This is a genomic window from Paenarthrobacter sp. NyZ202, from assembly GCF_049860755.1.
Lineage (GTDB): Bacteria > Actinomycetota > Actinomycetes > Actinomycetales > Micrococcaceae > Arthrobacter.
In genome coordinates this window covers 3841470-3859331 of record NZ_CP187556.1, presented here as the reverse complement: position 1 = coordinate 3859331, position 17862 = coordinate 3841470, and the positions used below count along the sequence as shown (strand labels likewise).

Sequence of the window (17862 nt, the reverse complement as noted above, 5' to 3'; positions counted from 1 at the left end):
AACGCTCTCTCACATCACCACCCTTAAACCCGAACGCTCTCTCATCCGGTGAGAGAGCGATCGTCAACAGGGGACGTTATGTGAGAAAGCGTTTTACTTTTCGTCGGGGCCCAGGTCAGGCGCGACGGCGAAACGCACCTCGCGCGTCGCGCTTCCGTGCAGTTCCAGGACAGCGAGCTCGTTGGTGCCTTTGCGGATCAGCGGCCCGGGTACGTAGAGGGTGCGTTGTGGTCCGCGGCTCCAGTAGCGGCCCAGATTGAAACCGTTGATGAACGCGTTGCCCTTGGTCCAGCCGTCGAGCCGGAGGAAGCGGTCACCCGGTCCGTCCGCCTCAAAGGTGCCGAAGGCCATGGACGGGCCCGCAACCGCCGGCCCGTCCAAGGGTTCAGCGGCAGTACGGAACCCATCCAAGTTCGCCAGGTCAACAGCGCCGAGCTCCCAATCCAGCACCTCGGAACCGTCCAGCAACGCCGGCCCGATCAGGCCCTTCGCCTCGCCGATTCGCTGACCATAATTGACGCGTCCCTGGTCCTCCAACAGGACACGAAGCCGGCCGCCGCCGGGAATCACCAGGGAGCGCTCGCCCAGTTCGCGGCTCAATACACCAATGGGGACGTTATTGAGGAAGAACTGCGCACGGTCACGCACTTCGGTGAATGACAAAACTCCGCCGCGGTTCAGGGATGTCTCGTAGAGATGGAATCCGCGGTACTGGCCGGTGACTTCGACCGGCGGAACGGGGCCTGCCACAGGAGCCAAAGGGACAAAGGACAACGGTGCCGCACGGTCCACCGTCACCACGCCTGCAGCGGCCGGGGTACGCCCGGCAGGTACTTCCGCCGGCACCGGGAAATGCTTCGCAATGACATCCCGGAACGCAAAATACTTCTCCGTCGTATGACCGTCTTCGGACAGCGGAGCATCGTAATCGTACGACGTGATGGTCGGCTCGTAGATGCCCTTGTCATTGGCTCCGTTGGTGAAACCGAAGTTGGTGCCACCGTGGAACATGTAGATATTCACCGAAGCTCCCGCAGACAGCAGCGCGTCCAGTTCGGCGGCGGCAGCACCGGCGTCGGTGGTGTGGTGGTGCGTTCCCCAGTTGTCGAACCAGCCGTTCCAGAACTCGGCACACATCAGGGGCCCAGTGGGTTGGCGTTCCCGCAGGATGGCGAGCCGCTCCTCTGCACGCGAACCGAACGTTCCTGTCTTGTGCAGCTCCGGCAGTGATCCGTCCTCGATCATGGTCCCAACCGGCTGATCACAGGTGAACAGCGGAACGTCCACGCCCGAACGCTCCGCCACATCAACCAAGTGCTGGAGGTAGGCCTTGTCCGTCCCGTAGGCTCCGTACTCGTTCTCGATCTGGAGGAGGATCACTGGTCCGCCGTGGGAGATCTGCCGAGGCACCACCAGTTCCAGCACGGACTCCATGTACGCAGTGACCGCGGCGAGGTAGGCCGGCTCGCTGCTCCGGACGCCCACGGAAGGATCGGTAAAGAGCCACGCAGGCAAGCCTCCGTTGTCCCACTCGGCGCAGATGTACGGACCCGGACGCACGATCGCCCGCATCCCCTCAGCCGCCACCAGGTCGAGGAACCGGCCCAGGTCCAGCCCGCCGTGGGTGCGGAAAGAACCAGGAGCCGGAGAGTGCTCGTTCCAGGGCACGTACGTCTCAATGGTGTTGAGCCCCATGAGCCGTGCTTTGTGGATGCGGTCAGCCCAAAGGTCCGGGTGGACGCGGAAGTAGTGGATGGCACCGGACAGGATGCGGAAGGGCTGATGGTTCAGGAGGAAATCCTGATCGCCGATTGCGAAGGTGTCCAAAAGAGTCCTCGGGAAGCTAGGGCGTGCGGAGCACGGCGTGGAAAGCGAACGAGGCGTTGCTCCAGATCACGAACAGCAGCGGGGCCGGTGCCAGCGCAATGCCCAGCACGGGCTGCAGTACGGCTGCGGAGATGATGATGCCCAGGAGCACCAGCATGGCCAGGCTCAGGTACCAGCGCTGCACCACCAGGTAGAGGGAGGCCTTCAGGATGCTTTTCAACCTCGCCTCGGGCAGGAGTACGACGCCGGCGATCGCCGTCACTGCCAGGCTCACCGTCATGGCGGCTGCTACGACAATGAGCGGCAGCAACAGCGAGGCACCCGGAACCGTTTGCACGGCTATCAGGTCCATGCCGAGGAACAACAACAGGGCAACCGCGCCGAGTCCCACCGGTGCGACCTTCGTGAAACTGCGCTTGTATCCGGAAAGGAACGCCGCTACCGGCTTGACCGCGCCGCCGTCGTCGTTCAGCGAGCGGAAGGCCGCGAAGAGACCGGCGAGGGAAGGGGCGATGGTGATCGAGAGGGCCAGGAAGAACGGCCACGCGGCCGCCGGGTCTGCCACCAGGGAGAGGCAGAGCACCAGCGGCGCGTTGGCGACGGCCAGCAGTACGTTGCCGGCCAGGAACGTGTAGACGAAACCGAAGATGCTGCCGAAGGCTTCGAATCCCGGCCCTGACCAGCGGCGCTTGCGGGAAGCACGCAAGGTGCTCATCCCTTCATGCCGCTCGTGGCGATGCCTTGGATGAAGTAGCGCTGGCCGATCAGGAAGATGATGAGGATCGGGATCACGGAGATCACCGAGCCGGTCATGATCATGGCGTACTCGGCGTCGAACTGGCCCACGAATGAGCGCAGGCCGAGCTGGACGGTCCAGAGGCGGTTGGATGTGAGGTAGATGAACGGGCCCATGTAGTCGTTCCAGGTGTTCACGAAGGTCAGCAGCGCCAGGCTGGCCAGGGCAGGCTTGGACAGGGGCAGGATCACGCGGGCCCAGATGCCGTACTCACTGAGTCCATCGATCCGGGCGGCTTCGCAGAGTTCGTCCGGGATGGTCATGTAGTACTGGCGCATCAGGAACACCCCGAACGCGCCGAAGGCCTGGAGCAGGATCAGGGCGTTGAAGCTGTTCGTCAAACCGAGCTGCTGCATCATGATGTACTGCGGAACCATGTAGGCCTGCCATGGAACGGCGATGGTGCCGATGTAGGCCAGGAACAGCACGTCCCTGCCGGGGAAGCGGACCTTGGAGAAACCGTAGGCGGCCAGCGAGCCCGTCAGCACCTGCAGGCAGGTGATGATCACCGACAGGTAGAGGGAGTTCTGCAGGTAGCCCATCATGGGGATGCGGGTCCAGATGTCCGTGTAGTTGCTCCACACGAATTCGGTGGGGATCCACTGGATGGGGACGGTGAGGACCTGGTTGTTCTCCTTCAGCGAGGAGGAGACCATCCAGATGAACGGCACCATGAGCGCCACCACCAGGACCACCAGCACGCCGTAGATGATGATGTTGGCGGTCCGTTTCTTCTGTTCGCGCGGGGAGCGCTTCCGGACCGTACGACGGCGGTCTTCCGCGGCGGCAGGTGGCAGGCCCGACCCGGCGAAGCGGGCCTCGGCCTTGAGGTCTTCGGCCATGTTGGTCATCAGCGTTCCCTCCGCTGTTGGATCTTGAATTGCAGGACGGTGACCGTCAGGACGATGAGGAACAGGACCAGCGAGATTGCCGAGGAGTAGCCGAACTTACCTTCGCCGATGCCCTCCTGGTAGATGAGCTGTGAAAGGACCGTGGTGGACCGGCCGGGGCCACCGTTGGTCATGACCACGATCAGATCGAAAACCTTGAAGCTGGAGACCGTCAGCATGACCACCACGAAGAACGTGGTGGGCCGCAGGGACGGGATGGTGACGTTCCAGAAGCGCTGCCAGGCGCTGGCCCCATCAACCTCGGCGGCTTCATACAGCTCGGTGGGGATGGCCTGGAGTCCGGCCAGGTACAGGACCATGTAGTAGCCCATGTCCCGCCACACGCTGGTGATGATCACTGCCGGCAGTGCCCAGTCCGAGCTGGAAGTCCAGCCCGGTGCGTTGGCTATGCCGACTGCGTGGAGGAACTGGTTGATGGGTCCGTTGTCCGGGCTGAACAGCATGTTCCACACAACAGCTACCGCAACCAGCGAGGTGATGTAAGGGAAGAAGATCGCGACACGGAAAAAGCCGATGCCCTTGAGCTTGCGGTTCAGCAGCATCGCCAGGATCAGGGCCAGGGCCATGGTCAGCGGAACGTGGCCGATGGCGTAAACCACCGTGTTGCGCAGCGCGATCCAGAAGGAGTCGGAGGCGAACATGCGTTGGAAGTTCGCCAGGCCCACCCACTTGGGGGCGCTGAAGGACGTCCACTCCATGAAAGAAAGAGCGAACGCCGCGAGGACCGGAACCAGGGTGAAAGCCAGGAAGCCAATGAAGTTCGGGAGGATGAACGTCCAGCCGATCAGGGTGTTGCGCCTGGCCTGCTTCCTGTTGCCCCGGCCGGCAACAGCCGGGGCAACGGGCTTGGAGATTGTTTCTGTACTCATAACGGGCCTTACTGGCCGAGGACTTCGCTCTTGACGCGCTTGCCCATCTCAGCGATGCCGTCGGTGACGGAGCGCTCACCCACCATGATCAGATCGTGCTCCTGGTTGAGGATCTTGTCCGTTGCTGCGGACTTGTCACTGACCGGCATTTCGAGGGCGGTGGTGTCAGGGGTGAACGCCTTCTTGGAGAGCTCATCCGTGGGCATACCGTCCAGCGCGAAGTAGGCGTCCTTCACGGCATCGTTCTGCAGGGCCGGGACAACACCGATCTTGGAGATCGCCTTGGCGCCCTCTTCACCGGCAGCCCATTCGATGAACTTCTTCGCTTCCTCGGTGTGGACCGCGTTCTTGTTCACGGCGAAGGCCGTGGGCGAACCGAACGTGGTGACCTTGCCGTCGTCGTTCTTCTGCGGCATGGGGGCCAAGCCCCAGTTGACGTTCGACTTGCCGTCCTTCTTGGCCTGCAGGATACCGGCGATGTACCAGGTGCCCATGGGCATCATGGCTGCCTGGCCGGTTTCAAACATGGTGCGGTAGCTGGTCTTCTGGCTCTTGGCAGTGCCGTAGTCCAGGGTGGCGCCGGACTTCTGCAGGTCCAGGGCAGTGTTGTACTGGTCCTCGAAGTAGCCGTAATCGCCGCTGTTCTGGTCCTGGCCGTTCTGGGCAGCGGAAATGGCTTCAACCACCGAGCGCCAGATGTGGTGGTACGTTCCGTAGACCTTCTTGCCGTCCGCGCCGGTAGTGGTGAGTTTCTTGGCCAGGGCGGTGTACTCGTCCCAGGTCAGGTCCTGGGGATCCTCCACGCCGGCGGCCTTGAGCAGGTCCTTGTTGTAGTACAGGAGCCAGAAGTCCTGGCGGTAGGGGGCTGCGTAGTATTTGCCGTTCATGTCGAAAGCATCCAGGCCAGCGAGGTTGTCCTTGCCCACCTTGTCCACCACGCTGTTGATCTCCTGCAGCTGGCCGTTGTTGGCATAGCGGGAGTAGTCGATGACGTTCTTCATGGTGAGGACGTCCGTGGTGTCCCCGCCGGCCAGCATGGTGGTGACCTTCTGCGGGTAGTCGTCAGCCAGGATGTCCACCGGTTCGATGTCGACGTTCGGGTTGGCAGCCTCATAACTGTCGAACAGCGCCTTGAACTCCGGGGTTCCTTCGTAGTTCCAGACGGACACGGTCAGCTTGGTTTTGCCGTTGGCGGCCGGCTGGTCTGCGGGGCCGGCGGCGCCTGCACAGCCGGTGAGTCCAAGTCCGGCAGTCACCGCAAGGGCGATTGCGGCGAGGGTGGTGCGCTTCATTGCGTTCTCCTTTGGTACTGGTTTTAAGTCTGCCGCACCTGCGGCGGTCTGGTTCTTGCGGACCTAGGCGCTGAGGCCCAGGTCCGCGTGTACTACTTGGGCCAGGAGGTCCTTTCCGGCGAGGTACCGTTCAAGGTCATCCAGGGCGGCATCGGACATCCGCCGGGTTTCCGTGCCGAGCGAGCCGGCGATGTGTGGCGTGATGACCACGTTGGGCAGGTCATACAGGACCGAGCCCGCCGGGAGCGGTTCCGGTTCGGTGACGTCCAGCAGGGCGGTGATGCGGCCCTTTTGGCATTCGACCTCCAGCGCTGCCGTGTCCACCAAGGAGCCGCGGGCGGTGTTGATCAGTGTTGCGTGATCCTTCATGGCCTGCAGTTCCGCGGTGCTGATCATGTTCCGGGTTTCCGGCAAGGCAGGCGCGTGGATACTGACGACGTCGGACTCCCGGAGCAGTTCCTCCAGCGTCACCAACCTGCCACCAGCGGCAGCGACCTCAACCGGGTTGGCATGGGGATCGCTGACCAGGCATGTGGCGTCCTGCAGTTGTTGGACGAGGTTCACTACGCGGCGGCCAATGCGGGAGAATCCTACGATGCCCACCACGCGACCGATGTTGCCCAGTTCGCCCCGGGCCGACACATAGTCCCAGTCATCGCGGAACGTGCGGGCGTCATTGGCCAGGACGTGTGCCTTCTTCCCGGCGAGCACGATCGAGGCGAACGTGAACTCCGCAACCGGGATGGCATTGGCGTCCGCGCCGTTGGTCACGGTGATGCCGCGGTCCCACAATTCCTCGCTGACAAAGCTGCGGACCGTTCCTGCACAGTGGAACACTGCCCTGAGCTTGGGCATGCGTTCCAGGCGTTCGGCTGTCAGCCGGGGAACTCCCCAGCTGGTGAGGAGGATTTCCACCTCTTCAAGCCGGCCCGCGAGTTCGGCTGCGTCGAGGGTATCCGTCCACGCCTGATCGCCAAGTTCCACCATTCCTGCCAGCCGCTCCAGTCGTGTGGAATCGAACTGGTCAGCAAAGGTTCCGCTATTCATGACCAGCAGTGCCTGGGGCTTGAGCGACATTCAGGGACCCTCCCTTCGGATTCTCATCCGGTCTGTTCGACCGGTTATTTATGTGTTGCATCACATCTAATACTCAGTACATACTCATGAACAAGACAGTTCATTCAACTCAATCGAGCTTGATCTAATACGTTCAGATTCGAACACATGAGAGAAGAAACCCATGGCAAAACCTCCCGGCGCCGTCACCGTCGACGCGCCGCCGCTGCGTACCGCATGGGGCCCCGAGGCGTCCGTTCCGGCTCTGGTCTCCTCGCTTCGCGGCGCCCGCTCACGGCTCACCGTGCGTCCAGCGCGCGAAGGCGGGTGGCGCCTCATCGCTCCGGATCGCATTTCGGCGCTGGCTGGGCAGGCGAAGGCCGAGAAGGGCACCCCTTGGCCACAACCGCTGGTTTCGCACTACGCGCGCTACTTCCGCGACGGAAACCGCACGGCGTATGAAGGACTCGTGGCGGCCCGGCAGCAGCGGCTGACGCGCGCCGTCGTGATGGCGGCCATCCAAGGGGCCGATTCGGGTGAGGGCTGGCTGGACGAGGTGATCGATGGCGCCTACCTCCTGTGCGAACAGAGCTCCTGGAGTTGGGCGGCGCACGACGACGTGTACACCCATACCGGCGAGGTTGTCCCGGACCGTTCCCGCCCGTACCTTGATCTGGGCGCGGGAGAAGTGGTGGCGCAGCTTGCCTGGCTGGACCACATCCTGGGCGATGATCTGGATCATCGGGCACCTGGCCTGCGGAAACGACTCCGGCTGGAAGCACACGAGCGAGTAATCCGGCCCTTCCTGGATCGCCTCGACTGGCACTGGCTTGGCCTCGACGGGGACGTCCACAACTGGAACCCCTGGATCCATTCGAACATCATCACGGCCGCGTTGCTTTTGGTTGATGACGCCGGGCTGCAGGCCACGGTCATTGCCCGCTGCATCGAGGGCCTGGACCGGTTCCTCGCTTCCATCCCGGCTGACGGGGCCATTGATGAGGGCTTCGCCTACTGGTGGAACGGGGCCGGGCGCGCCTTGGAGGGTCTTGCCCTGTTTGAGGAGGCCGCCGGGCTCGATCCTGATCTCCCGGTGGTTCGTGCGCTCGTTGCATTCCCCGGCAGCATGCACTTGGGTGATTCGTGGTTCCTTAATGTTGCCGATGGTCCTGCCCGCGCGGCCGGCTCGCTCCCGTGGGACATGCTTCACACCTGGGCCGGGCGCTTTGGGGATCCGGAAACCGTTACCCTCGCTGCCGCCTTGACCCGGGCTGAGCCGGACCCCGCTTCAGGACTGGGCCGCGTCCTCACCTCCCTCACCCAACTGGGTCGCACTTGTGCGCGTTCTGAGCCCTCAAAACGCGCACAAATGCGACCCAGTTGGGTGACGTGGCTGCCGTCCGTGCAGATCATGTTGGCCCGGCAAACTCCCGGCTCCACGAAGGGGTTCACCCTCGCGGCCAAGGGCGGGCACAACGGCGAACACCACAACCACCGCGACGTCGGTTCTGTGGTGGTTGCCATGGACGGAATTCCCTTGCTGGTCGACGCCGGCCAGCCCACGTACACTGCGCAAACGTTCGGGCCGGACCGCTACAAAATCAGGGCCATGCAGAGCGGTTGGCACAACGTCCCGGCGCCTTTCGGGCTCGAGCAGGGAACAGGCAGGGAGTTCGCCGCTTCCGTCCTCCAGGAGCCAACTCCGGGAGAACCCACGCTGGCCCTCGGGCTCGGCCTTGCCTACGGACTGGGTCACGCCGAGCAATGGATCCGCACGTCCTTGCTGAACCGCGAGGCCGGGACAGTCGTCATCGATGACCGCTGGAACCTGCCGTCGCCCCCACCTGATGGAACGCACGACGTCGACATCACCTACCTCGTAGCCGGCACCGTCCGCTTGGGCCAGGACGCGACGGCGACCATCACCCCTGAAGGCATCCCCACTGTGGCGGGTGGCCGCGGAGTCAAGCTGCGCTGGAAGCCCGCAACCGCCGTCGTACTTGTGGACGAATGGCACCTGGACGATCCGCTGCTGGGCGACATCTGGGGAGAAAAACTGACCCGGCTGCGGTTCCGCATGCCCTCCGACAACCGCGCATCGGGCGCATTCACCCTCACTTTGGAGGCAACACATGAGCACTGAATCGAGTCCGGAATCCGGCGGGAAGTCGCTGTTTTCGCTGCAGCGTCGCGAGCGGCTGATGGAGGAACTGCGCGCGCACGGGGCCATCACAGTCCGCGACATCGCCGCCAAACTGGGCGTGAGCGAGTTGACCATCCGGCGCGACGTGAACATGCTGGCTGACGAAGGGCTCGTGTCCCGCGTGCACGGCGGCGCGACGTTGCCCAGCCCGCTGGACCGATCCACTGCGGGGCGGACCACATCCCACAGCTACTCCATCGGCATGGTGGTTCCATCGTTGGACTACTACTGGCCACAGGTCATCAGCGGTGCCCGCGGCGAGGCCGAGGTTCAGAACCTCAGGATCGTGGTCCGCGGCTCGGCCTACGACGCCGCCGACAACCGCCGGCAAGTGCAGGCGTTGCTCGATACCCAGAACATCGACGGGCTGATCGTGGCTCCGGACATGGGCGGGGAACACGGCAAGGAACTGCTCCGCTGGCTCAACGCCCTGCCCATTCCGGTGATCCTTGCCGAGCGTCGGGCGCCGTTGGAGATCCCTGCGCATAAGCTCGAATGGGTGGCCACAGACCACGCGTTCGGTGCGGGCATGGCCGTGCGGCATCTGTGGCAGGAAGGGCACCGAATGATCGGATGCCTCACCGATTCCACCAGCCCCACCAGCCCGCACGTGGTCCGCGGCTGGACGCAGGCCATGAACGCTTTGAAGATTCCGTTGGAGAAGTCCATTCATGAGGACTCGGCCAAGCTTGATAATGGCGACCGCGCCAAGCACTTCGACCGCGTGCTGGAACTGTGCCGTGCATCGGGGACCACGGCCATGCTGGTGCATTCTGACACCCAGGCCGTCGCGTTTGTCCAGCACTGCGTGGACCGCGGCGTGGACGTGCCGGGTTCAATGGCAATCGTTGGTTATGACGACGAGGTCGCCTACCTCGCCGAGCCCGCTATCTCGGCAGTGCGGCCTCCCAAGAGCTACGTGGGAAAGGTCGCGGTACAGCTCATGGCAGCGCGGTTGGCTGAAGGAAGGATGCGGCCGGTGCACCGGGTCGACCTGAACCCTGAGCTGATTGTCCGGGAGTCGTCCGTCGGGGCTCCGCGCGTTGTCATGGAGGAAGCACTGTAATGGCCCTTGAACTGCCTCCTTTGGACCACCGGCTTTCCCCGTACACGGGCTTGACCCGTGCGCACTGGAATGCCTCCGCGGACTACCTTTTGCGCTCCGCCCACCGCTTCGGTTCCGACGATCACGCCAATATCTACCTGCCCGGACCGAACAGCCGGTATGGACGGGGAAGTGACTCGCTCGAAGCCTTCGCCCGGACGTTCCTCCTGGCCTCGTTCCGGATCGCCGGAGACCCCGGGAACACCGGCTGGATCGCCGAGTGGTACGCGGCCGGGCTCGATGCCGGGACCAACCCCGCAAATCCCGACCGGTGGCCTACGCCAGGCGAGTTGGGGCAGGCGAAGGTGGAGGCGGCGTCGTTGGCCGTTGGTTTGGCGCTGACCCGCGACGTGCTGTGGGACAAGCTGTCGCAGCGCGTACAGGAGCAACTCATCGCCTGGTTCGAAGCCGTGATCGGCGAGGAGTATCCGCCCATCAACTGGGTGTGGTTCCAGATTGTGGTGGAGACATTCCTGGCTTCCGTGGGCGGCCGGTACTCCGAGGAGGATATCGACGCCGGGCTCGCCATCCACGACTCCCTCTATCGCGGCGGCGGCTGGTTCGCCGACGGTCCCGAGCGCGCCTACGACCACTACGTGGGCTGGGCCTTCCAGGTGTACCCGCAGCTCTGGGCGTTGATGGCGCCCAACGATCCGCGCGTCACCGCCCGCAAGAAGCTCGACGGCGACCGGCTGGCTGATTTCCTGGACGACTTCTCCTACCTTGTGGGTTCCAACGGTGCTCCGTTGATCCAGGGCCGCAGCCTGATCTACCGGTTCGCAGCGGCGGCGTCGTTCTGGGTGGGGGAGTTGTCCGGGCACACGCGACTGGCTCCCGGCTTGGCACGGCGGGCGTCCTCGGGGATGCTCGACTACTTCGTCCGGCACGGCTCCATCACCTCCGACGGGCTGCTGTCCATCGGCTTCCACGGGGAGTTCCCGGGCATGAAGCAGGCGTACTCCGGGTTCGGATCGCCATACTGGGCAGCCAAGGGGATGCTCGGCTTGGCACTGCCCGCCGACCACCCGGCCTGGACGTCGGTGGAAGCCCCATTGCCCGTTGAAACCGGGGACACCCAGCGGATCATTGCCGCTCCCGCTTGGCAGGTGGACGGGACTGTTGCCGACGGCGTGGTGCGGATCCGGAACCATGGAACGGACCATGCCATACCCGGGGCTGCTCTGGCGGATTCTCCCCTGTATGCCCGGATTGGCTACTCGACGCACACATTTCCGGATCTCACGCCCGAGTCCGTGGACAATGCAGTGGTGTTTGTTGGGCCGGATGGCGCACTGACCCATCGGACCGGATTAGAGCACCTCGGAACTTTCTCCGCAGATGGCCTCTCCGTGGGGGCATCCCGGTTCACAGCCAACTGGATCACGCCCGATCCCGACGCCGGTCCGGATCACGGCAGCGGCGTCTCCGGCACGGCAACTGCCGGGCCTTCCGTGACGTTGGTGTCGGTGACCCGCGGTGCCGTTGAGTTGAGGCTGGTGCGGGTTTCCGGGGCTTCCGGCTCTGAGTCGCGCGCCCGGCTGCAGATCGGTGGATGGCCCGTGGATGCGGCATCGTCCGTGGTGAGCTCGGTCCAGGCTGTGTCCGGTTTCGGCAATGTCCTGGATGACTCCGGGACATTCGTCCGCTCCGGCGAACACCCGATGGGTTCGGAACTCACCATCCCCTGGGTGGGAACCGCCGGGCCCGCGTACGACGGCGACTACGCCGCCGTCGTACTTCTCGCCGGTGCGGGAGGTACTTCGGTGGACGCGGGCGTTCGGTACGAGGACGGTGATTTCGTGTTCCCCGACGGGACGCGAATCGGGCTGGAAACGCTTCGCCGATTCGATGCTTAGCTGCGTGTTGGACGTTGCCCGCCATCGAGTGTGCAGCTAGCCATCGAACCGGGCGCGGCCCTCGCTTCAGATGTCGCGACCTGCCAGCCGGCGGTTGAGGCGATCCACTTCATCCAAGACTTCCGTGGCTGCCCAAGCGCGGTTCCGTTGTGACTGGGTGATCTGGGTGAGGACCCCGGCATCTGTCCATGAGCAGGCCATGAGCCCAGGATGCACCTCAAACTGGATAACTACGATGTCCTTATTGCGCAGACGGGCCTCCCGGAACGTGTCCCGGGAGGCCCGCCGTGCAACTCGAGCCTACTTACGCGCCGCGAAGCTGCTCACGCATTGCCCCTGGTTCTTGAATACCGGAGACGGGCTCGTCTTCCATCCGTCGTCCATGCATGCTTCCTTGCCCGTGGAGATGTCTACCCGGTACTCCCTGACCGTCCCGTCGGGGGCCGTGACGGTGACTATCGCCGTCGGGCTTTCCGCAGTGGCCTGCCGAACGCTCACCTTCGCGTTCGTGTCCAGCGGGTAGCCGACGACGGCGGGAGTCGCCGAGGCGGTCAAGGCGCGGTACCCCGTGGTTCCGGGAGCGAATCCGACCACGGACGCCTGGTTGACGAGGAGCCGGCCGAGGTCGGCGAGCCCTGCATCAGCCAAGCGGGTCCCGGCGATGGCGACCTCGGCCACCTTGGTGTAGGAACCGGTGGTCACAAAGGAAACCCGGATCCCGCGGGTCGTGACGGGGTCGAAGCGAACGGTGGTCGGCTGGGTGACCGAGAGTCCGGTAATGACCCCGGCCGAGGTGTCTTTCCACGTGCCCGCAGCGTCCTGGTACTGGACCTTGAGGCTCGCGGCAGCCTTCTCGGCGGACGTCACCGTGACCGACGAAACCGTGTAATCCCGGCCGAAACCATAGGACAACGAGTCACCGGCCCGGCCCCCGCTCACCCAGTTGGACCAGCGGGTGGAGGCGTTGGTGTCGCACGTGTTCCTGGCGACGTATGAACCCTCGGTGTAGCTGGCCGTGACGGTGGTGGCGGGATCGTCCTTGCAGATGTTGCCTACCGGGACGCGGTCCACCACGATGACGGTCAGGGTGGCCTCAAGTGAGCCCGCCTTGCCTGACACCGTCAGTGTTCCTGCTTTTTCCAGGGAAGCGGTGTCCAAGGAAGACCAGTCCCACGCCACAGACAGGGGATTGCGGGCCGGTCCATCGGAAATCTGGCCGGGCACAGTGGCTGGAGCAGCCGCCTGCACTGCGGCCAAGGAAGACCCAACGCCAACCGTGACGGATGCAGGATCTGTCGCGATGTAATCGCCCACAGTCACCGTGAGGACCGCCTCAAACCTCTGACCGTACGGATCGACGCCGGCACCGTACAGCGTCACCTTTCCGGCGCTGCCCCACACAGCGGGATCGACAGGCGCCCATGTGACAGAAAGGGGCCTGCCCGGACCGGCCTCGTAGACAGGTGTGACGGTAGTTGGCAGGACAGGAGCCACGCCAACGGGTGTGCTCACGTCCAGCGGAGCAACCCCCAGCAGCTTCAGATCCGCGATGTCCGTGAAGGCCCAGGCCTGGTGCGGACTGGCCAGCGCGGTTGACGTGCTGCCCGTGGAGGAAGCCAGCGCAACTGAGGTCCCGGCCGCCGTCTGGTTCCCCGAAACCTGAAGGGAAATCGCCGCAGCAGCGTTGACCAAAGTCCACTGCTTGCCGTTTTCCGTGGTGACTATCCACTGTGCGGAAGGAGTGGATTTGGCCTGCTCAAGCGAAAGCGATGCCAAGGAAAGGGTGCCGCTCTGGGACCCATTCAGCACGCCGCCGTTCCCTGCCAGGACGCGGCCATCAGAGGAGGTGACAACCCAGCGGCGGTCGTTGGCGAACTCATCGTCCGGGTGGACAGCGTTGAACGTCCAGATCTGCGGCGCAACCCCTGCAGCGTCGGTTCCAAGGTCCTGGATGGACGCCGCTGCGGAACCAGCTGTCAGGTAGTTCCCGCTCGCCTCCCCGCTGAGGTGGTACTTGTGGCCGTCCTGCACCGGTGCGGCGTCGTCCGAAACTCCGCTGACGCCGTCGACGACGAACGTCACCACTGATGCGGCAGGAACCTCCAGCGTCGCGGACTTCGAAGCGGCGTCGACGGCGACCGGCTGGCCCTTCACCAGCGCGTTCTTCTCGATGTCATCCAAGGGCGACTTGGTGGTGACCACAGGCGTGACCTTCGCGCCGGTGGCGATGCTGCCGAAGCGGCTGAGGTCGATGGTGACCTTTTCCGGCGTCGGGGTGTCATTGAAGTGGACCAGCGTGGCGCCGCTGCCGTCCGCGCGGAGGGCGCTCGCGGTCTTGGGGTCGTTGTTCTGGATGAGGAAATCACCCGGGCGGATGTAGTGGGTGAAGTTCCGCGTGGTGTTGTACTTCTGGTTGGTCAGGACCTTGCACTTGGCGGCGTCCAGGGCGGCGCCGTCGTTGAGCCTGCGGTTGGAGTAGCCCTCACGGCCGGCGTAGTTGCAGTCGAAGTCGACGTAGATGGAACCCCAGCCCTTGTCGCCTTTCTCCTGCTTGTACGTGTCCTCTACGGGCTGCCAGAACACCCACGCGTCGGGCTCGAGCTCCCGGAGGTCGTTGACCATGCGGCTCGCGATGCCCAGGCCGTTGGTGATGTTGGAGCGGTCCCAGCCACTGGTCGAGTCGCCGAGCGCGGGATTGCCGGTCCAGAATCCGCCCACTTCGCTCATCCACAGCGGTTTGTCCGTGGAGTTGGCAAGGTCCCGGACCCGGCGACGGTCGTTGGTGCCGTACGTGTGCACGTTCAGCTGCGAGACGGCCTCCTTGGCTTCCTGGCTGTAACCGTTCCAGTTGGTCATGAACTTGGAGGGGTCGGTCTCGTCCATTGCTGAAATCACGGCATCGGTGCTGCCTTTGGCGAGTTCGGCGGCCAGGAGTTTGGTCACGCGGTCCTGGGCGGCCGGATAGATCAGGGCGCCCTCCTGCTTCTGTGTGTATGTTGTGGGCGGTTTGCCCGTGGCCGCGTTGATGTCCGTTCCCCAATAGCCGGAGTTGGGCTCGTTGAACGGATCGATGGTGTCCACCGTGATGCCGCTGCCGGCTTCCAGAAGTTCGACGGCGTGCCGCATATACGCGGCGAACTTGGCTTCCGCCTCAGGCAGCAGGTTTTCGCCCTTGCTGGTGTTGACCTGACCGGAGACGTAGCCGCTCTTGGTCATGAACCATGGAGGCGAGTTGCTGAAGGCTTCCCAGTGCGTGATCTGCTGGTCTTCGGCGAGGCGTTCCACCCACCACCGCTGGTTCTGGTCGGCGTCAGGGTTGTAGGAGGCGGGGTCGTCAGGGTTCCACGCGTTCAGGAACGCGAGCTTGTTGGCTTGTGTCTTGTCGACGCTTCCGTCAGGGTTGTAGAGGTTCGACGCCGGCTGGCCGGGTTGCGCTTCAGGCACCGGCCTCCACCATCCCTCCACAGCGCTGCCATCGTTGAGGTAGTCCGCCACATCCGAGGCGTTGCCTCCGCCGACGTTGTAGCGGGCGATGTTGAGGTTCAGCCCATCTTCTCCGAAGACCTTTTGGTAAAGCTCCTCGCGCAGTTCCGGTGAGTATCCCGCCGTCGCGTTCGCGAACCAGACCAGGCTGGTGCCCCAGCCTTCGAACGCCTCGCTGCGGCTGGCCGGGTTAGGGGTGATCGTGACAGGGGTGGCATCGACTGCCTGGGCCGCTGGGCCTATGGGCAGGAGCGCCATGCTGGTGGCTGCTGTGACGGCCGCCGCCAGGGCAGCGACCGGCCTTCGGAATCGTGGAATCGGCATAGGGGCACCTCATCATCGGGGTTTGCGAGTGGAACCGGCTGCTCTGGCGAAGCCGGTGCTGCCGAGACTATGAGGTGCCTTAGGGTGCCACAAGGGAGTCGAACAAGGTCGATCGTGCTTGGTCCGAAGTGTTCTTACTCAAAGCAACGCGGGGTCATGGAGGGCCCAAGACCGCCGCCAACCGCGGCGCGGGCCACCCCGCGTTGCTGCGGAGGGCTGGTGACCTGTATAGATGTATACAAGTACACCTCTGAACTTTGGCGGCAGCATGGCAGAATCACGACCCCGGAATACGGGCGCACACTTGGTTTACACGGAACTGAAACGGCAGATCCTGGACCTGGAACTCAAACCCGGGACGCGGATCTACGAGCCCGCGATGGCCACCTCGCTGCAGGTCAGCCGGACTCCGTTACGCGAAGCGATCAGGCGCCTGATTTCCGAGAACCTCCTGGAGCAACAACCTACCGGGGGAGTTGTTGTGCCGTTGCTCGATGAAGGGGCAGTCCGCGAGCTCTACGACGTGCGCGCAGCCTTGGAATCCCTCATGGCCCGTGAAGCGTGCGCCCGCGCACAGGATGCCGACATCGACAAGCTGCAGGGAGTCCTTGAGCGGAACGCCGCCATGGTCGGGTTCGCGGACGAGGCCATGAGGTACGGCGTCACCCTGCACGCCACCATTGCCTCGATCGCGGGCAACTCTTGGGCCCGGCGCTTTCATGAACAAATAGCCAGCCAGGTGGAGCGCTACCGGTACTTCACCAACAACTCCCGGGAGCGGCGCGAGGAAGCATTGGCGGATCACCGGCTGCTGGTGGCTGCCCTGGCCGCCAAGGATGCCGATACCGCCGCGAAGATTGCCTTCGACCACGTCATCGGAGCCCGGGACGAGACGCTGCGCATGATCTCGGACAAAGGACTCGGCGTCGAATGATCGGCGAACTCGGGCGGCGCTCCTCCACGGCGCTCCTCATCCATTCTGCATTGATCCAGGCAGTGACTTTCCTAGTCCGGCCAGCCGCCACGTACCGGGCCCTGGAACTTGATGTGCCAGCCTTCGCGCTCGGTGTTCTCGCTGCCAGTTATGCGGTCTTTCCGTTGCTGCTGGCCCTGCCCATTGGCAACCTGGTGGACCGCTTGGGTGAGCGTCGGCTCATGGCCGCAGGGTCCGCCGTCGTCCTTCTTTGCTCAACGTTCCTGCTCCTTTGGGGGACGTCCGTTGCGGCGCTGATCGCCGGAACGGCGCTTCTGGGCGCTGGACAGTTGGCCTGTGTTGTGGGGCAGCAGGCAGTGGTGGCGAACAACGCGGCGTCTTCGCGTCTCGACTCGGCTTTTGGCTACCTGACCTTTGCGGCGTCGTTGGGGCAGGCGCTGGGACCGCTCGCGATTTCGATTGTTGGCGGTGCTTCAGTCAGGCCCAATACGCAGGCGATCTTCATCCTGGCTGTTGCGATGGGGTTGGTGCTGTTCGGGACGACGTTCCTCGTATCATCGCGGGTGAGCAGCGGTCGCCGCGCCTCAAGGTCCGCCGAAGCCCCGCGGGGGAGCGCCTTCTCCTTGCTTCGGGCGCCCGGCGTGGCGCGTGCCCTTGCAACCAGTGCGACGGTTTTGGCAGTTGTGGACCTGACCGTTGTTTACCTGCCTGCTCTAGGTGCCGAGCGTGGAATCACCGCTGCAACAGTGGGCCTGATGTTGACGGTCCGGGCAGTATTTTCCATGGTGTCCAGACTCGGGTTGGGCAGCGTCTCCCGCAGGATGGGCAGGCTCAGGCTGCTGGTCCTCAGCCTGGCCGTATCCACGGGGGCACTTGCTGTGGCAGCGATTCCGATGCCCGAGTGGTTGTTGTTTGTTGTCATGGCTTTCCTCGGCCTCGGCTTGGGGATCGGGCAGCCGCTCACCATGTCCTGGCTGTCCGCGCAGGCACCTGCCGGGCAACGCGGGCGCGCCCTGGCCCTTCGCCTGGCCGGAAACCGTGTGGGCCAGGTGGTTCTACCCAGCGCCATCGGCGTGGTTGCTGTGGGCCTCGGGGCGGCGGGCGTTTTCCTGGCCTCCGCCGTTGCCGTTGGCGGGACAATGCTGATGCTGCGGGGCGTGCGGCTGGACGCCTGATCGGCCCAACTGACTGGCATTTGTGGTTGTT

Annotated in this window: 12 protein-coding genes; 5 read left to right on the top strand and 7 right to left on the bottom strand. The window is 64.2% G+C overall.

The window, feature by feature from the left end; translation table 11 throughout:
• Positions 1-93: 93 nt before the first annotated feature.
• From ACPFL9_RS17885 to ACPFL9_RS17860, 6 genes are all read right to left on the bottom strand, one after another.
• A complete protein-coding gene (locus ACPFL9_RS17885; protein WP_426004275.1) occupies positions 94-1827 on the bottom strand; it encodes a glycoside hydrolase family 35 protein in 1734 nt (577 codons plus the stop codon).
• A 16-nt stretch (positions 1828-1843) separates the two neighbouring features.
• Positions 1844-2542: a DUF624 domain-containing protein gene (locus tag ACPFL9_RS17880; RefSeq protein ID WP_426004274.1), complete on the bottom strand. Its 699-nt coding sequence runs from the start codon at positions 2540-2542 to the stop codon at positions 1844-1846.
• The gene (locus ACPFL9_RS17875) at positions 2539-3474 is read right to left on the bottom strand and encodes a carbohydrate ABC transporter permease (RefSeq protein WP_426004273.1); all 936 of its coding nucleotides are present in this window, start codon (positions 3472-3474) and stop codon (positions 2539-2541) included. The genes ACPFL9_RS17880 and ACPFL9_RS17875 overlap by 4 nt, the downstream gene beginning before the upstream one ends.
• On the bottom strand, positions 3474-4403 hold the full coding sequence (locus ACPFL9_RS17870; RefSeq protein WP_426004272.1) for a carbohydrate ABC transporter permease: 930 nt from the start codon (positions 4401-4403) through the stop codon (positions 3474-3476). The genes ACPFL9_RS17875 and ACPFL9_RS17870 overlap by 1 nt, the downstream gene beginning before the upstream one ends.
• 8 nt (positions 4404-4411) lie before the next feature.
• A complete protein-coding gene (locus ACPFL9_RS17865; protein WP_426004271.1) occupies positions 4412-5695 on the bottom strand; it encodes an ABC transporter substrate-binding protein in 1284 nt (427 codons plus the stop codon).
• A 63-nt stretch (positions 5696-5758) separates the two neighbouring features.
• Positions 5759-6772, bottom strand: coding sequence for a hydroxyacid dehydrogenase (locus ACPFL9_RS17860; RefSeq protein WP_426004270.1), 1014 nt, complete (start codon positions 6770-6772; stop codon positions 5759-5761).
• A 163-nt stretch (positions 6773-6935) separates the two neighbouring features.
• Between ACPFL9_RS17860 and ACPFL9_RS17855 the strand changes: the two genes are divergently transcribed.
• Genes ACPFL9_RS17855 through ACPFL9_RS17845 form a run of 3 tightly spaced genes read left to right on the top strand, consistent with a single transcriptional unit; the run spans position 6936 to position 11915 of the window.
• A complete protein-coding gene (locus ACPFL9_RS17855) occupies positions 6936-8894 on the top strand; it encodes a heparinase (RefSeq protein WP_426004269.1) in 1959 nt (652 codons plus the stop codon).
• Positions 8884-10020: a LacI family DNA-binding transcriptional regulator gene (locus ACPFL9_RS17850; protein ID WP_426004268.1), complete on the top strand. Its 1137-nt coding sequence runs from the start codon at positions 8884-8886 to the stop codon at positions 10018-10020. Before ACPFL9_RS17855 ends, ACPFL9_RS17850 begins: the two co-directional genes overlap by 11 nt.
• A complete protein-coding gene (locus ACPFL9_RS17845; protein ID WP_426004267.1) occupies positions 10020-11915 on the top strand; it encodes a DUF2264 domain-containing protein in 1896 nt (631 codons plus the stop codon). The genes ACPFL9_RS17850 and ACPFL9_RS17845 overlap by 1 nt, the downstream gene beginning before the upstream one ends.
• 300 nt (positions 11916-12215) lie before the next feature.
• Here the strand turns inward: ACPFL9_RS17845 and ACPFL9_RS17840 are convergent, their stop codons facing one another.
• The gene (locus ACPFL9_RS17840; protein WP_426004265.1) at positions 12216-15722 is read right to left on the bottom strand and encodes a discoidin domain-containing protein; all 3507 of its coding nucleotides are present in this window, start codon (positions 15720-15722) and stop codon (positions 12216-12218) included.
• Positions 15723-15990: 268 nt separating this feature from the next.
• Here ACPFL9_RS17840 and ACPFL9_RS17835 point away from each other — a divergent pair, with 268 nt between their 5' ends.
• Both ACPFL9_RS17835 and ACPFL9_RS17830 read left to right on the top strand, forming a co-directional pair.
• Positions 15991-16656, top strand: coding sequence for a GntR family transcriptional regulator (locus ACPFL9_RS17835; protein WP_426004264.1), 666 nt, complete (start codon positions 15991-15993; stop codon positions 16654-16656).
• On the top strand, positions 16653-17831 hold the full coding sequence (locus ACPFL9_RS17830) for an MFS transporter (protein ID WP_426004263.1): 1179 nt from the start codon (positions 16653-16655) through the stop codon (positions 17829-17831). Before ACPFL9_RS17835 ends, ACPFL9_RS17830 begins: the two co-directional genes overlap by 4 nt.
• The last annotated feature ends 31 nt before the right edge of the window (positions 17832-17862 follow it).

Excerpts from the sequence above, each read along its gene's own strand:
- ACPFL9_RS17880 (WP_426004274.1), bottom strand. The coding sequence starts at position 2,542 with ATGAGCACCTTGCGTGCTTCCCGCAAGCGCCGCTGGTCAGGGCCGGGA.
- ACPFL9_RS17875 (WP_426004273.1), bottom strand. The coding sequence starts at position 3,474 with ATGACCAACATGGCCGAAGACCTCAAGGCCGAGGCCCGCTTCGCCGGG.
- ACPFL9_RS17870 (WP_426004272.1), bottom strand. The coding sequence starts at position 4,403 with ATGAGTACAGAAACAATCTCCAAGCCCGTTGCCCCGGCTGTTGCCGGC.
- ACPFL9_RS17865 (WP_426004271.1), bottom strand. The coding sequence starts at position 5,695 with ATGAAGCGCACCACCCTCGCCGCAATCGCCCTTGCGGTGACTGCCGGA.
- ACPFL9_RS17860 (WP_426004270.1), bottom strand. The coding sequence starts at position 6,772 with ATGTCGCTCAAGCCCCAGGCACTGCTGGTCATGAATAGCGGAACCTTT.
- ACPFL9_RS17855 (WP_426004269.1), top strand. The coding sequence starts at position 6,936 with ATGGCAAAACCTCCCGGCGCCGTCACCGTCGACGCGCCGCCGCTGCGT.
- ACPFL9_RS17850 (WP_426004268.1), top strand. The coding sequence starts at position 8,884 with ATGAGCACTGAATCGAGTCCGGAATCCGGCGGGAAGTCGCTGTTTTCG.
- ACPFL9_RS17845 (WP_426004267.1), top strand. The coding sequence starts at position 10,020 with ATGGCCCTTGAACTGCCTCCTTTGGACCACCGGCTTTCCCCGTACACG.
- ACPFL9_RS17840 (WP_426004265.1), bottom strand. The coding sequence starts at position 15,722 with ATGCCGATTCCACGATTCCGAAGGCCGGTCGCTGCCCTGGCGGCGGCC.
- ACPFL9_RS17835 (WP_426004264.1), top strand. The coding sequence starts at position 15,991 with ATGGCAGAATCACGACCCCGGAATACGGGCGCACACTTGGTTTACACG.
- ACPFL9_RS17830 (WP_426004263.1), top strand. The coding sequence starts at position 16,653 with ATGATCGGCGAACTCGGGCGGCGCTCCTCCACGGCGCTCCTCATCCAT.